The organism is Ureibacillus sp. 179-F W5.1 NHS (assembly GCF_045369345.1).
Lineage (GTDB): Bacteria > Bacillota > Bacilli > Bacillales_A > Planococcaceae > Ureibacillus > Ureibacillus halotolerans.
The window spans coordinates 1-15,979 of the sequence record NZ_JBIQFG010000010.1 but is presented as its reverse complement, the minus strand read 5'-3'; the positions used below and the strand labels follow the sequence as shown (position 1 = coordinate 15,979).

Here is a 15,979-nt window from a genome sequence, read left to right as displayed (position 1 = left end):
TTTTTCTAACTCCTTATAATTTAAGGAGTTATCTAATGTTTAGATAACTCCTTTTATTTTTTTGCAATGACAGTCATTTTCTTATCATACGCAATGAATATAGATTTTTTATCGGAAACTAATCATGTATCTTTGTATAAGTTACTCTATTACTCTATTACTCTACGCCTTTTGTCCATTCAGCTACTGTGTCTGCGTTTTCTTCAACCCAGTTTGCAGCAGCTTCTTTTGGATCAACCCCTGAATTAATTTCAAGCATTACGGATTCAATATCTTCTGTTGTCCAATGGAAAGCATCCAATACTTGATAAGCTTCAGGCATATCTTCTTCTAACCCTTGACGGGCAAATGTGTTAATTGTTTCTTCGCCACCAAATACACCTTTAGGGTCTTCTAAATATTTCAAATCATATGATGAAAATTTCCAGTGTGGAGACCAGCCTGTAACAATTACGTCTTCTTCATTCTCTATTGCTTGACCTAAAGCTACAGTCATTGCACCAGAAGAAGATGGCAGTAGCTCCCAATCTGCTAAGTTTTCATACTCTTCTAACGCTTGTTCCGTTGCGGCCATAACCCCTGCACCTGGTTCAATACCAGTAATCGTTTTGTTTGCTTCATCTGTTAAATCTTCGATCGAATCAACATCCATATAAGAAGGAACGACTAAGCCAATTTTAGCACCGGATAAATTTTCGCCTAATTCTACTAAACTATCTTTATATTGTTCATATTGTGCGCCATGGGTATTCGGTAACCATCCTGCTACCATCGCATCGGCTTCCCCGTTTGCAACAGCTTCCCACATAATCGCATTATCAAGTGGAGTTAGTGATACATCATAACCTAAGTCTTCTAACACTTTTCCTACTACATGGGTTGAAGCAATTTCTGTATCCCACTCAACATAGGCCAAATTAATTTCTTTTGATTCGTTTTTTGTAGCCGCATTCTCTGAATCCTTTGCTCCTTCATCGGAACCGCTACAAGCAGCGAGCAATGCACCCATACCTAATGCTAAACCCATTATTTTCAATTTTTTTAAGTTCATCCAATCTCCCTCTCTATGATTTCTTTTTATTTAAGCTTTGCGTTAAACGGTCAATAATAATGGCGAATACAACAAGACTAAGTCCTGCAACAAAGCCATTTCCAACTTGAGCACGTTGCAAAGCAGATAAAACTTCCCGTCCTAATCCAGGGGCACCAATCATTGATGCAATAACAACCATCGATAATGATAGAAGTACGGTTTGGTTAACACCTGCCATAATTGTAGATTTTGCTAGTGGCAGTTCTACTTTTATTAACTTTTGCCATCCTGTACTACCATAAGAATCTGCAGCTTCTACTAATTCCTTTGGTACTTGTCTAATACCTAGGTTGGTAAAACGAACTGTAGGCGGTAGTGCAAAAATTACTGAAGCAAAAACCCCTGGTACAACACCAATACCGAAGAAAGCTACAGCAGGGATTAAATAAACAAAACCAGGCATTGTTTGCATAAAATCTAGTACCGGTTTAATAATGGCTTCTGCAATTGAACTTTTAGACATTAATATCCCAAATGGAATACCAATGATGATGGCAATAATACTTGCAAATATGACAAGAGTTATCGTATTCATTAGCTCATCCCATAAGCCTTGGTTGTATATATAGAGCAAACCGACTATTGAGAATACTGCTAAACCAAATTTCCTTTTTGTTGCAAAGAACGCTATTAGCGCAATAATTAAAATAAATATAACTGGTGGAATTGCAACAAGCATATTAGTAATGAATTCCATTGCTGTTTTACCACCATTTTGAACAAAGTCAAAGAGAGGTGAAAAACTTCCAGTTAACCAGTCCATTATATTTTCAACAGTTTCTGCTACAGGTAATGTAGGAATACTATCTAGCAATTTACTCATCCTTTGTCACCCCCTCATTTTCAGAAGCAAGCGATTGAATGACAACGCCTCTAATTAACACACCGACTAATTTATTTTCATTGACAACTGCAATAGGAGTCGGTGATTCCGAAATAAGACCTAACACATCTTGAATAAGCATATCCTTCGGTACTGTAGGCATATCTGTTTTCAAGAAACTAACAACACTTTTTTCACCACGTTTTGCAGCTTCCAACGCATCGTCTGCAGTAATATAACCTTTAAACTCTCTCTTTTTGTCAATAGCTAGTAAAACACTAACCTCTTCTTCTCGCATACGTTGAAGCGCTACTTTCGGTCCATCTAGTTCAATATTGACTGTAATTGGACGTATCATCGCATTTTCAACTGTTAACACTTTTGAACGGTCAACATCTTCCAAGAATGTTTTGACATAATCATTAGCCGGATTCGTTAATATTTCCTCTCCCGTACCAATTTGAATAATTTTACCATCCTTCATGAGGGCAATGCGGTCGCCAATTCGCAATGCTTCGTTTAAATCATGGGTAATGAAAATAATCGTTTTCTTCACTTTTTGTTGTAAATCTAATAATTCATCTTGCATTTCTTTACGTATAAGTGGATCGAGAGCAGAAAAAGCTTCATCCATTAATAAAATATCAGGGTCATTCGCTAATGCTCTTGCTAAACCGACCCGTTGCTGCATACCACCTGAAAGTTGACTCGGATATTGATCCTTATATGGTAATAATCCAGCGTTATCTAAAGCCTTTTCTGCTTTCAATCTTCTCTCTTCTTTAGAAATGCCTCGCACTTCTAATCCATACTCTGTATTGGCGAGAACTGTACGTTGAGGGAATAAACCGAAGTTTTGAAACACCATGCTCATTTTTTCACGTCGAATTTTTCTGAGCTGTTGTTTATTCATTTTGGAGATATCTTCACCATCTATGTAAATACTGCCGCTTGTAGTCTCAATGAGGTTATTTAGCAATCTTACTAACGTAGATTTACCACTACCAGAAAGGCCCATAATGACAAATATTTCACCTTCATTGACAGTGAAATTTGCATCATATACTCCAATCGTTGCTCCTGTTTTTTCTAAAATTTCCGTCTTACTTTTTTTCTCTTCGACAAGCTTTAAGGCACTACTTACATGCTTACCGAAAATTTTTGTGACGTGCTCCACTCTAATCTTCTCCATACCAATCTCCTTTCCTATTTTTGTATGTTACAAATAGGTTACAACAAAAGTGACAACTTAATGCTAACAAAAGGTTGTTACTTGTGTCAAATTAACAACCTCGTAAACTATTAAGAAGAAAATAGCAAAATTCATTAAAAAAGCTACAAATGCTAAGTCATTAGCATCTGCAGCTTACATTAATTGGGATATAAAAATTTTTGAACGCGTTCTAGACATTCATCATTTCCGATGAAATATATGATATCGTGATGTTGAAAAGTAGCGTATGGGCCTGGTGAAATAATTAAATCATTCTCTCTCCGTATACCTACAATAGTAGCCGTTGTATTTTGCCAAAAGTTAATCATCCCAATGGATTGGGAAATATAGGGGCAACTTTCTTCAATTTCGACTTGAAAAGGAACAAAGGGATTTACAGATTTAAAACGTTCTGTACGGTTTACAAGTAATTCGGTCGTTTCTTGCAACACATTTAGTTCTTCCTTTTGTCTTTTAATACTTTCAAGCATTTCCAATTGAACTTGATAAATTGATTGTACTTCTAAAAATTGGTGAGCGAATTGGGCTGCCTTCTCATATGATTTAATGACAACCCCACTTCCCTTTGTAGCTTCCACAATTTCTAAATCTTGCAGAATAGCAATGGCTCGCCTAGCTGTTTCAGCAGATACTCCGTATTGACTTGCCAATGAAGATCTAGCATATATTTTTTCACCAACTAAATATTTTTTCTCTACAATTTTAGATGCAATATCTGCAGCAATCTTTTGATATTTAGGTTGCTTTACTTGTAGTTTTTTATTTTCCATTTTGATTTACCTTCCGAAGCTTTATTCATTTATTAATCCACAGTATGGTCTTTGAATCTTATAGTAATCGACAATTAGGTCAAGTAGCTAGTATTTTATTTCACTTATTGAAAAAGAGATTATTTTTTGTTGACATTCTCGTTACGTAAACCTTTATGATGATGTTAACAGGGGGGATAAAAGTGGAGTACACCATTAGTAAATTAGCAAAATTAGCGAATGTTAGTGCTCGAACATTGCGTTATTACGATGAAATAAATTTGCTTAAACCAGCAAGAGTAAATAGTTCAGGCTACCGAATTTACGGACAAAAAGAAGTAGATCGTCTACAACAAATTCTTTTCTTTCGAGAATTAGATGTCGATTTAGAAACGATTACTACTATAATGAATAATCCAAACTTCAATCAAACAGAAGCATTACAGCGCCATTACAAGGAACTTGTACAAAAACGTGCTCGCCTGGATAAATTAATCGAGACCGTTAAGAAAACGATTGCTCACGAGAAAGGAGAAATTATTATGCAAAATGATGAAAAGTTTGAAGCGTTCAAAGATCAATTAATTGCAGAAAATGAACAACAATATGGTGATGAGATACGTCAAAAATATGGTAACGATGTCGTGGAAAATTCCAATGCCAAGTTTAAAAATATGTCAAAGGAAGATTATGATGCGATGACTCGATTAGGAGAAGAAATTCTTGAACTTCTTCCGAAAGCTTTCGCAACAAATGAGCCAACCTCGCCATTAGCAAATGAGCTCGCAAAAAAACATAAAGAGTGGTTAACCTTTACATGGCCTTCTTACTCTAAAGAAGCCCATATCGGATTAGCGGAAATGTATGTTGCGGACGAACGTTTCAAAGCTTATTACGATAAAGTCGTTGATGGTGGAACCGAATTTTTACGAGACGCTATTGTCCATTTCATCAAACAACAAAAATAAATCAATCGTTTGAAGTAATAAAAAACCACGAGCACACGGGTGTCAATTCATTGTTGGCACCCATTTTTTTGCACAAATATAGAATGAAACGAAATTTTTATAAAGTTGAATATCCCATTCATTTTGCATATTTGATTTTCCTATGGAAAGACTATTATTAAAAAGGAGATTCAGTATGCCAAAAATTGCTTCTGTTAGTACATATAATCCACCCTATACATTAGAACAAGTCAATATAGAACAACTTACTAAAGAACTTTTTCGAGATAAAATACCGCAACTCGATCGGTTATTGAAAGTATTCGAAAATGGAGAGATAAAACAACGCCATTTCTCTGTTCCATTAGAGTGGCACCGAACAAAACACACCTTTGAAGAGCGAAATGATTTATATATTCAGTTAGCGACTGAATATAGTATAAAGGCCATTGAATCTTGTCTTCAAAACACCCAATTTTTAACACACCCCCTTACGCCACCCGATATTGATGCCATTATTTTTGTATCCAGTACGGGTATTTCCACACCTAGTATTGATGCAAGAATAATGAATAAGCTAAACTTTTCAGATCGCATAAAACGATTACCGATATGGGGATTAGGCTGTGCCGGTGGAGCATCCGGTTTAAGTCGTGCTTATGACTATTGTTTAGCCCATCCAAAGGAAAAAGTACTCGTCGTTTGTGTTGAGCTTTGTAGTTTAACCTTTCAACAAAATGATTATTCAAAAAGTAATTTAGTTGGGGCATCCCTTTTCGCTGATGGTGTCGCTTGCCTTTTAGTATGTGGTGATGAAGCGTTCGTAAAAACGAATAAAATGGTGCCCTATATTTTAAATACGGCTTCAAAATGGATGCCTAATTCTGAGGATGTGATGGGATGGGATTTAAAAAATGATGGGTTACACGTTATCTTCTCGAGAGATATTCCTTCTATTATAAGTAAATGGTTGGGACCATTTATTGATGACTTTTTACAGGAACAACAGTTGTCAAAGGAACAACTAGAATATCTTGTCGCTCATCCTGGTGGAAAAAAAGTATTAAAGGCTTATGAACAAACGTTAAACATGACAGAACAACATACCGCTATTTCTCGGGAAGTTCTTCAGAAAAATGGAAATATGTCTTCTCCTACTGTCCATTATGTATTGGAACAATTTATGCTAAAAGAAACAAAATCAGATGCTTTTGGCTTATTAGTTGCCCTTGGACCTGGCTTTAGCGGAGAAGCAGTATTACTTCAATGGAGGGATTAACTTGTTCTTTTTACTATTTGTTTCGATTGTCATTCTACAAAGAATTATTGAAGTGATGGTTGCTAAAAGAAATGAGAAAAAAATGTTATCAGCCGGTGCCTACGAAGTGGGAGGTTCCCATTATCCATTTATGATTGCCCTCCACGTTAGTTTTTTTATTAGTTTAATTGGTGAAGTCATCCTATTTGAACGTACCATATCACCGTGGTTTTTATTACTTTTTATCGTCTTTTTACTAGTCCAAGCTTTAAGAATTTGGTGTTTAATTTCCCTTGGACCTTTTTGGAATACGAAAATCATTATTCTTCCATCAGCCAAAGTAGTTAAAAAAGGACCTTATTTATTTGTTCGACATCCAAATTATCTCGTCGTATGTACGGAAATTTTACTTCTTCCCTTAATGTTTCAAGCTTATTTTACAGCTGTTTGTTTTACGATTTTGAATTTTATTATGCTATCGATACGTATTCCTACCGAAGAAAAGGCATTAATAGAAGCAACCAACTATAGTAAAACTTTTAATAGGAAAGTATCGTCTTCGGTTCCAAATGATTCATCTAATGAATGTTAAATTTTTTATGGACTATATCATGTAATAATCATAAATAATATATATTTATTAGAAATTCCATGGGAAAAGTCGTATAATGCAAACTATACAGCACACATAGTGACTTATTCACACCCATTTTACCAATTTAATATTTATAAATAAATTTTCATTTTGAATATACTTCTTAGTAATTACTTTTCTTAGAAAAAAATTCATAATTGTTCCATTCCAACTACATTTTTTAGAAAGAACTATGATTTAAAACATATTTATACTATCATGATATACGATGATACAAATTTCACATCGTGGAAATAATAGTTGGATTTCTATTAATGTGTGACTATATGTGAAATGATTTTCAAACTTTTTCTAACTAACAAAATGCATAAAATGCAAAATGTAAAGGAGAATTGGATATGTCAGAAGAATTGACTCAAGCTCAACAAGCAGTAAGCCAAGGAAAACAAGATTTACTTGATCAATTATTAAAACCTGAAGTTCAAGAATCGTTAACGACTTTAGTTGAACAATTACCAAAGTTAACTGAGGTTGTTACTCTATTAACAAAAGCTTATGACTTTGCTCAATTAGTTGCAACTGATGAAGTCTTAAAGAGCGATACTGTAAATGCTATTAAAGAAATGTCAGAGCCTGTTATCGGTTCGGTTAAAACTCTTGCTGCAACGGCAATCGAAGCGAAAGATCGTGCAGATGCAACGAACGAAAACATCGGTATATTTGGGTTATTAAAATTAATGAAAGATCCAGAAGCTCAAAAACTTTTCCGTTTCGCCAATGCCTTTTTAGAAATCCAAGCAGAACGTAAATCTCAAGAATAGTTCACTTTTAAACAATAGTATGGACGGAGGATTAATCATGTCAAAAGAAATCGTCATCTTAGGTGCAGGTTATGGTGGATTACTAACTGCTCTAACATTACGTAAATATTTAAATAAAGATGAAGCAAAAGTTACTGTAGTAAATAAATATCCAACTCATCAATTGATTACAGAATTACACCGTCTTGCAGGTGGTACAATTTCAGAACCTGCAATTTCATTCCCATTAACTAAACTATTTAAAGATAAAGATGTTAACGTAGTTATCCAAGAAGTGAAATCATTCTCAGTTGCCAATAAAGAAGTTTATTTAGCAGATGGTTCTGTCTTATCATACGACAACCTAGTTGTTGCCCTTGGTAGCCAAACTGGTTTCTTCGGAATTCCTGGATTAGAAGAAAACAGCATGGTATTAAAATCTGTTGATGATGCTAATCGCATCAACAAACATATCGAAAGTAAAATTGCTGCTTATGCTAAATCCAAAAATCCTGCAGATGCAACTATCGTGATCGGCGGTGGCGGTTTAACTGGTGTTGAATTAGTTGGTGAAATCGTTGATAACTTCCCTAAAGTTGCTAGAAAATACGGTATCGACTTTAAAGATCTAAACATTAAGCTAGTTGAAGCAGGTCCGAAAATCTTACCAGTACTTCCGGATGACTTAATCCAACGCGCTACTGAAAGCTTATCAGCTCGTGGTGTTGAATTCTTAACTGGCCTTCCTGTTACTGGTGTTGAAGGTAACAAAATTTCATTAAAAGACGGTACGGTTATCGAAGCAAACACATTCATTTGGACAGGTGGAGTTGCTGCTCTTCCTCTAGTTCAAGAATCAGGTTTAGCATGTGACCGTGGTAAAGCGATCATTAACGAATACTTACAATCTACTTCTCATCCAGAAGTATTTGTTGTAGGTGATGCTTCTGTTGCTTTACCAGCAGATGGTGGTCGTCCACTCTTCGCACCTACAGCACAAATTGCATGGCAAATGGGTGAAACTGCTGGTTACAATTTATATGCAACAATCGAAGGTCAAAAACTAGAAGTATTTAATCCTGTTAACTCCGGTACTCTTGCTAGCCTTGGACGCAAAGATGGTGTAGCAACAGTTGGTGGTAACAATATTCCATTAAAAGGTCTTCCTGCTTCATTAATGAAAGAAGCAAGTCACGTTCGTTACTTAGCACATATTAAAGCATTATACGGTTTAGCATATTAATTAAACAAAAAAGAAGATTTCGTATTAAACGAAATCTTCTTTTTTGTATATTCATTTAATTTTTTCCTGCTTCTAATAAAACTTTGCTTCCTAATAAGAAGAAACTTAATATGAAAATTAATATTCCTGTACCAATTAAAAGCCATTCAATCGCAATTATATCCGCAATCGGTCCAAATACTAACATTCCCAAGGGCATCATAGAAGTTGAGATCATCGTTAATACACCAAAAACTCTGCCTAAGAAATCCGGTTCAACCTTTTCTTGAAGTAAGACAGTTGCCGGCGTATTAAACAACGGCATTATCAATCCAATGATTCCCATAAATATTAAGTAAATCCAAAATACTGGAACAATTCCTAATAGCAATGTACAAAGACCAAAAACAAAGGCGGATAAAGCCATCGTATGGGTTTTGTTTTTAAATCCTCCCCAAGAAGCTATTACAATCCCACCCACTATCATTCCAATAGAGAAGGCAACCTCAATAGCAGATAAATACCATTCATTCGCTCCAAAGGTTCGCGTTACCTGTAATGGTGTTAAAAATGAGGCAGGTGCAGCTAACACAAAGAAAAAGGCAAAAAACATAAAAAATTTCTTTAAAAATGCATGCTGATTAATGTAGTTTAAACCTTCTTTAAAGTCATTAAAATACCCAACTTTTTGTGTTTCCATTGCCTTTGCATGAAGGGGAATTTTCAAAAAGAATAGTAACGTTAGTACTGCTATAGCAGCTGTAATCACATCGATAAAGAATATCATCTCTAATGTAGTCACTGACAATAGTCCAGCACTAATCATCGGTGATAACAACATAACAAAAGCTTGTATACTACCATTTGCTCCGTTTACTTTTGTCAGTTTTTCTTCCGGTACGATTTGAGGCAAAATGGCGCCAACAGCAGGTGTTTGTATTCCTGTGCCTATCGCTCGTATTGCATACATAACAAACAATAACCACATCGAATTATAACCATTTAAAAACAAGATGGCTAAAATTAACGTTGAAATGGCAATCATTGAATCCGCAATCATAATTAAATATTTACGATTAAATCGATCTGCCCACACTCCTGCAAAAGGTGCAAGGAAAAAAGTAGGAACAAATCCGCATATAATCGAAATCGTCATCATAATTCCCGACTGAGTTGTTAATGTGATATACCACATGATGGCATATTGTACAAGGGAAGAACCGAATAACGATATCGTTTGACTCCCTAAAAAGAGCGTAATGTTTTTCTTCCACTTTTCATTGGTAACCTGTTCTTTTTGATTCATTTAGATATTACATCCTTTTCTAATTGATTTTGTTTTTTCAAATCGCTTAGAAACGTTAATTACTATACGAGTCAGAAACCAAAATACAGGTGGAAATTTCAAATTTAGTAAATGGCTATTGATTAACAAAATGTCATTCGCTCATACTTATTCTAAGGATTCCGTTTATATGAAAAATTGAATAAGTTACTCGATTTAAGTTAGACCAATTCCATTTACCCCACAAATTCATTGAGGTTTGAACGTATTGCATTAACGGTTCGAATTTTGGAAACGTAGTCTAACTGATTGCATTTTGAAAACCCTCCATTCCTTTAAGTAAGCCCATTATAGCATAATATTTTCCAAAACTATAAATATCTATATGAAAATAAGATGAGAGGGGTATAATTGTAAATACGAGTCAAATATGAAGGTGTGAATAAACAATGAGTGATACAAAAGCAGCTTTAAATAATCCAATCTATCCAGTTATGATTGCAATTGGAGTAGCCCATCTAATCAATGATACGATGCAATCCGTTGTTCCAGCTATGTTTCCATTACTTGAACGGGATTTAGGTTTATCCTTTACTGAGTTGGGCATTATTTCCTTTGTTTTAAATATGTTCTCCTCTGCTTTACAACCTGTAGTAGGATTCGTTAGTGATAAAAAACCAATGCCCTTTGCATTACCTATTGGGATGATGAGTGCCTTCGTCGGCTTATTACTCCTTGTATTGGCAGAAAGTTACTGGCTTATTTTAATTTCCGTCCTATTTTTAGGTTTTGGTTCAGCTGTATTTCATCCCGAAGGCTCACGGGTATCCTTTATGTCAGCTGGAAATAAACGGGGTCTGGCCCAGTCGATTTATCAAGTAGGCGGAAATTCCGGACAAGCCCTTGCCCCTTTAATTAGTGCTTTTATTTTAGATGTTTACGGTCAGCATGGAGAAGCCATTGTACTGCTTTTAGCAACCATTGGAATTGCCCTTCTTCTCCAAATATCTAGATGGTATATACGCCAATTAGAGGCAGAAAAATCACAACAAAAGAAAAAGAAAATATTAATTTCCTCATTACCGCCTTTAACTAAAAAACAAGTTGGGATTGCGTTAGGTTTATTACTTACCATTATTTTTGCTCGCTCTTTTTACACAACGAACATTACGAACTTTTATGTCTTTTACTTAATGGATCATTATGATTTAAATTTAAAAACCGGACAAGTGTTTATTTTTATTTTTATGGCTTTTGGTGTATTAGGTACTTTTTTTGGAGGGTCACTTTCTGACCGTATCGGTAGAAAAAACGTGATCATTCTTTCGGTAGTAGGACCCCTTCCTTTCTGTTTACTATTACCATATATGCCGATTTGGGTTGTTCTTATTTTCTTAATTATTATCGGTACGCTTATTATGATTAGTTTCTCCGTTACAGTTGTATATGCCCAAGAATTAGTTCCAAGTAAAATTGGGACGATGGCTGGACTTACAACGGGATTTGCCTTTGGAATGGGCGCAATTGGTGCTGTCGTTATCGGCTTTTTACTCGATAAGATTGGGATTGAAACGACAATTCAAATCGTTTCCGTCTTACCTATACTGCTAATTGTTGCATTCTTCTTACCGAAAGATAAAGTCGAAAAAACAGCATAAAAAATATGGAGGCATCCTTTCATAAGGTGCCTCCATACTTTTAACTTCGCATCTTTTTTTGATAAAATCGAACGACCACAACAATGAAAATAATCGCAAGGACCGCATACGCAATATTGGAATAGATGTCCATGTAGTGAACAATCGTTTCCCACGATTCTCCCACAGCAGCACCTATGTTAACTAAAACCAAATTCCAAATTAATGTACCTAACGTTGTAAGTAGTAGGAATGTAAAAAAGTTCATTTTAGCTAATCCAGCTGGTAATGAAATTAAACTACGAATTAAAGGAATAAAGCGGCAGAAAAATACAGTCCATACATCATACTTTTCAAACCAAGAATTCGCTTTATGAATATCTTTACTAGTGAGACGTAGAACTTTCCCCCATCGATCCACAAACCGTTCAATTCTTTTAATACCGACAAGGGCACCTATTCCATAAAGAATAATAGCCCCTACTACTGAACCAATCGTAGATGCGACAACTACTCCAAAAACAGATAAATCCGATTGCGTCGTCCAAAATCCACCAAAGGTTAAAATAACTTCTGACGGTATTGGAGGAAATAAATTTTCTAACATGATTAATAAGAAAACACCTATGTATCCAAATTCCTCCATCACCGTAGTAATCCAATTTTCCATTCATACTCTCCTTATATTCTTTCATATTTTTTCTTTCATTTATTATCTTATTTCCAATATAATGCTACTCTATTATACAACCCTATTCAAATTTTCTTTAAGACATTCGTGAAATAAAAATGAAAAAAAGCCAACGAAAACTACATTGGCTTTATTGTATATGACTTTATAGAAGGAAAATGGTTCCTAAGAAAAGGGATAAAAATTACTTATACTTTTTCTTAAGCCCTTTCGAGATTTGCTTCCATTTTCTCTTTTCAGCTAATTTTTCTTGTGTATTTGTCTTTCTTTCCATAAAGGCTAATTCCTTTTGGAGTTTAAAATAACTTTGCAATCTGGAAAATTCTAAATCACCGTTATCAATGGCCTGGACGACCGCACAACCCGGTTCTTTTTTATGGGTACAATCTCGATAACGACAACTAGTTGATAGCTCTTCAATATCTTGAAAACTTGATGCTAAGCTCTCACCTTGATCCCATAACTGCAACTCTCTCATTCCTGGTGTATCAATCAAACACCCACAGCCAGATAAAAATACTAGCTCCCTGTGAGTTGTTGTATGTCTTCCCTTTGCATCATCTTCCCGAATACCGGATACTTTCATAATATCCTCACCATATAAAGCATTCATTAAAGTAGATTTTCCTGCACCAGAGGAACCAAGCAAAGCACCTGTTACCCCTTCATTAAAAAATGCTCGGATTTGTTCTATTCCTTCACCCGTATAAGAGCTCGTAACAAATATATCGACACCTATTGCAATAGACTCTGTTTCCCTTAAATAATCGTCAACATCTTCACATAGATCCGCTTTCGTTAAAACGATGACAGGAGTGGCACCGGAATCCCAAACCGCTATTAAATACCGCTCTAATCGCCGAATGTTGAAATCCGCATTCAAACTCATAACTAGAAATACAATATCAACGTTCGATGCTACAATTTGTTCTTCCACTTTTCTTCCGGCAATTTTCCGTGAAAACTGTGACTTCCGTTTAAAAATTTTATGGATGATCCCTCTTTCCTCACCATCCATTTTTTCCACTAACACCCAGTCTCCTACCGCAGGGAAATCTGCTTGTGAAAAGGACTCGTAAACAAAATGTCCTGCTACTGTTGATAACCACTCCCCTTGCTCTGACAATACCCGATAGGAATGTTTATGCTCTAAAAGAACACGGGCAGGAACACAGTTTTTATATTTTTCTTCTTTTAAAAAAGACGTATATTGTTCTTCAAAAAATGTTGTAAAACCTAAAGATTTTAAATTCAATGGATGGACCTCCTAAAATGATAATTTAGCGGTTATTTTCCGCAGTAAATTAAAAACCCTTATGAGCTGCGATTTGGCAGCCATAAGGGTTCATCACGTTCAAGAGGTAAATTAAAATACTTCCAAGCCTAATAGGCAAGGATCTTTAATATCCATTATTGAGGTGAGTGAAATTAGACAAACCAAATCGCTTTTGAACAATCGCATATACAGTTGCCATGATACTTCACCTCTCTTTTCTTATTATTCTGTTTATTATATTCCGATTTTCAAAAAATGTCAATTTAATGTTGGTATACCAATTAGCTACCTAATAAAGAAAGGGACATCTCTTTACGAGAATGTCCCTTTCGAAAATGTTTACTTACTCCATTTTTTAATTTGACTATCAGAGCCAAGTACAAAATGGCCAGGTAATACTTCATGAACACTTAATTGTTCGTCTGTTTCTTCATGTACGTATGGAATTCTTTGACGCTTTCTTTCCGTTAACGGATCCGGAAGGGGTACCGCTGAAAGTAATGATTTTGTATATGGATGGATTGGATTATTGTAAATTTCATTCGCTTCTCCAAGCTCTACAATTTTCCCTCTATACATTACTGCGATACGATCACTTATGTACTTCACCATCGATAAATCATGGGCGATAAATAAGTACGTTAAGTTACGTTCCTTTTGTAATTTTTTCAATAAGTTGACGACTTGTGCTTGAATCGATACGTCCAGAGCGGATATCGGTTCATCGGCAATGATAAAACTTGGATTTAAACTTAATGCCCGTGCAATCCCAATACGTTGACGTTGACCACCAGAAAACTCATGGGCATAACGATTTGCATGTTCTCGGTTTAAACCAACTGCCTCTAATAAATTTCCAATATGTTCACGACGTTCTTTTTTATCTTTATAAAGACCATGAATGTCGAAACCTTCACTAATCGCTTCCCCGGCTGTCATACGAGGGTTTAATGAAGCGTATGGATCTTGGAAAATCATTTGCATCTCTCGGTTAAATTCTTTTAACTCTTTACGAGATTTCGCTGCGTGAATATTTTTACCTTTAAATAAAATTTCACCATCCGTAATATCATACAGACGAATAATTGAGCGACCTGTAGTAGATTTCCCACAACCAGATTCCCCTACTAGACCAAGGGTTTCCCCTTCATACACGTCAAAACTAATACCATCAACCGCTTTAATAGGGTTAGCTGAAGAACCGAAATATTGTTTTAAGTTTTTTACTTCTAATAACTTATTTGCCACTCTCTTCAGCCTCCTTTAAATAGCCTTCAATTCTCTGTTGAATTGCTTCTGGAACCGGAACCTTTGGAGCGTCCGGATGTAATAACCAAGTTTTTGCATAGTGGGTTTCGGATACTTGGAACATTGGCGGTTCCATTTCATAATCAATCGCCATCGCAAATTCATTACGCGGCGCAAAAGCATCTCCTTGTGGTGGATGAATTAAGTCCGGTGGTGAACCTGGAATTGTACGCAATTCTTCTTTCACGTTGTTTTTCAAGTCTGGCATTGAACCTAATAGACCCCACGTATATGGATGTTTCGGATTATAGAAAATATCATTTACTGTTCCGTACTCAACGATCTGCCCTGCATACATAACGGCAACTCGGTCTGCAACATTAGCTACAACACCTAGATCGTGGGTAATGAAAATAATTGATGTATTACTTTTCTTTTGAATATCCTTCATTAATTCTAAAATTTGAGCTTGAATCGTTACATCAAGAGCTGTTGTTGGCTCATCGGCAATCAATAATTTTGGATCCGCCGCTAACGCAATGGCAATGACAACCCGCTGGCGCATCCCACCACTAAACTCATGGGGATATTGGCGGAAACGTTTTTCTGGCATTGGAATCCCAACTAGCTCTAACAATTTAATCGCTCGCTCTTTTGCTTCAGCCTTTGAAACATCTTTATTATGTTTCAAAATAACTTCCGTAATTTGTCGTCCTACTCGCATTGTCGGATTTAAAGCCGTCATTGGATCTTGGAAAATCATCGCAATATCATTTCCTCGAACTTTTGCCATTTCTTTCTCAGACAATGGAACTAAGTCGCGGCCATCAAATAATATTTGTCCACCAGCATAAATACCAGGCGGTTGAGGAATTAATTTCATAATAGAGTTACTCGTTACACTTTTCCCTGAACCTGATTCTCCAACGATGGCTAACGTTTCACCCTCATACAGTTCAAAGCTAACCCCACGAACAGCTTGTACAATTCCTGCATATGTTTTGAAGTTAATTTTCAAATCATTAACTTCTAACAATTTTTTTCTCATCCTTTTCACCTTCTTCTATTTACGTAATTTTGGATCTAGTGCATCTCGTAATCCGTCCCCAACAGCATTGAAT

Annotated in this window: 15 protein-coding genes; 6 read left to right on the top strand and 9 right to left on the bottom strand. The window is 35.7% G+C overall.

Annotated elements, in window-relative coordinates; genetic code table 11:
* Positions 1-157 precede the first annotated feature (157 nt).
* The 4 genes from ACH0B5_RS06715 to ACH0B5_RS06700 form a co-directional block, all read right to left on the bottom strand.
* Entirely contained in the window at positions 158-1,051 is an 894-nt protein-coding gene (locus ACH0B5_RS06715) for a glycine betaine ABC transporter substrate-binding protein (protein ID WP_122972134.1), read from the bottom strand.
* A 13-nt stretch (positions 1,052-1,064) separates the two neighbouring features.
* A complete protein-coding gene (locus ACH0B5_RS06710; protein WP_122972135.1) occupies positions 1,065-1,916 on the bottom strand; it encodes an ABC transporter permease in 852 nt (283 codons plus the stop codon).
* Entirely contained in the window at positions 1,909-3,108 is a 1,200-nt protein-coding gene (locus ACH0B5_RS06705; protein WP_122972136.1) for a quaternary amine ABC transporter ATP-binding protein, read from the bottom strand. The genes ACH0B5_RS06710 and ACH0B5_RS06705 overlap by 8 nt, the downstream gene beginning before the upstream one ends.
* A gap of 179 nt (positions 3,109-3,287) precedes the next feature.
* Positions 3,288-3,920 (bottom strand): GntR family transcriptional regulator, encoded by a 633-nt coding sequence (locus tag ACH0B5_RS06700; protein WP_122972137.1) that lies wholly within the window; start codon positions 3,918-3,920, stop codon positions 3,288-3,290.
* 182 nt (positions 3,921-4,102) lie between these two features.
* On the opposite strand from ACH0B5_RS06700, the gene ACH0B5_RS06695 reads away from it, so the two are divergent.
* From ACH0B5_RS06695 to ACH0B5_RS06675, 5 genes are all read left to right on the top strand, one after another.
* Complete coding sequence (locus ACH0B5_RS06695; RefSeq protein ID WP_341362807.1) at positions 4,103-4,867, top strand: MerR family transcriptional regulator; 765 nt, start codon at positions 4,103-4,105, stop codon at positions 4,865-4,867.
* Positions 4,868-5,042: 175 nt separating this feature from the next.
* Positions 5,043-6,125, top strand: coding sequence for a type III polyketide synthase (locus ACH0B5_RS06690; RefSeq protein WP_341362808.1), 1,083 nt, complete (start codon positions 5,043-5,045; stop codon positions 6,123-6,125).
* Between the two features lie 55 nt (positions 6,126-6,180).
* Positions 6,181-6,696, top strand: a complete 516-nt coding sequence (locus tag ACH0B5_RS06685) for an isoprenylcysteine carboxyl methyltransferase family protein (protein WP_241559312.1) — start codon at positions 6,181-6,183, stop codon at positions 6,694-6,696.
* 401 nt (positions 6,697-7,097) lie between these two features.
* Positions 7,098-7,520: a helical membrane plugin domain-containing protein gene (locus ACH0B5_RS06680; protein ID WP_122972140.1), complete on the top strand. Its 423-nt coding sequence runs from the start codon at positions 7,098-7,100 to the stop codon at positions 7,518-7,520.
* A 37-nt stretch (positions 7,521-7,557) separates the two neighbouring features.
* Positions 7,558-8,742, top strand: a complete 1,185-nt coding sequence (locus ACH0B5_RS06675) for an NAD(P)/FAD-dependent oxidoreductase (RefSeq protein WP_122972141.1) — start codon at positions 7,558-7,560, stop codon at positions 8,740-8,742.
* 55 nt (positions 8,743-8,797) lie between these two features.
* Here ACH0B5_RS06675 and ACH0B5_RS06670 read toward each other — a convergent pair whose 3' ends face one another.
* On the bottom strand, positions 8,798-10,027 hold the full coding sequence (locus ACH0B5_RS06670) for an MFS transporter (protein ID WP_406927615.1): 1,230 nt from the start codon (positions 10,025-10,027) through the stop codon (positions 8,798-8,800).
* A gap of 428 nt (positions 10,028-10,455) precedes the next feature.
* Here ACH0B5_RS06670 and ACH0B5_RS06665 point away from each other — a divergent pair, with 428 nt between their 5' ends.
* Complete coding sequence (locus tag ACH0B5_RS06665) at positions 10,456-11,664, top strand: MFS transporter (protein ID WP_406927614.1); 1,209 nt, start codon at positions 10,456-10,458, stop codon at positions 11,662-11,664.
* Positions 11,665-11,704: 40 nt separating this feature from the next.
* On the opposite strand, the gene ACH0B5_RS06660 is transcribed toward ACH0B5_RS06665, so the two are convergent.
* The 4 genes from ACH0B5_RS06660 to ACH0B5_RS06645 form a co-directional block, all read right to left on the bottom strand.
* Positions 11,705-12,313 carry a DedA family protein gene (locus ACH0B5_RS06660; RefSeq protein WP_406927613.1) on the bottom strand — a complete coding sequence of 203 codons (609 nt, stop codon included), beginning with the start codon at positions 12,311-12,313 and terminating at the stop codon, positions 11,705-11,707.
* 205 nt (positions 12,314-12,518) lie between these two features.
* Positions 12,519-13,589, bottom strand: a complete 1,071-nt coding sequence (gene rsgA / locus ACH0B5_RS06655; protein WP_406927612.1) for a ribosome small subunit-dependent GTPase A — start codon at positions 13,587-13,589, stop codon at positions 12,519-12,521.
* Between the two features lie 360 nt (positions 13,590-13,949).
* Positions 13,950-14,858: an ABC transporter ATP-binding protein gene (locus ACH0B5_RS06650; protein ID WP_341362811.1), complete on the bottom strand. Its 909-nt coding sequence runs from the start codon at positions 14,856-14,858 to the stop codon at positions 13,950-13,952.
* Complete coding sequence (locus tag ACH0B5_RS06645; RefSeq protein WP_341362812.1) at positions 14,848-15,906, bottom strand: ABC transporter ATP-binding protein; 1,059 nt, start codon at positions 15,904-15,906, stop codon at positions 14,848-14,850. The genes ACH0B5_RS06650 and ACH0B5_RS06645 overlap by 11 nt, the downstream gene beginning before the upstream one ends.
* Positions 15,907-15,979: the final 73 nt, after the last annotated feature.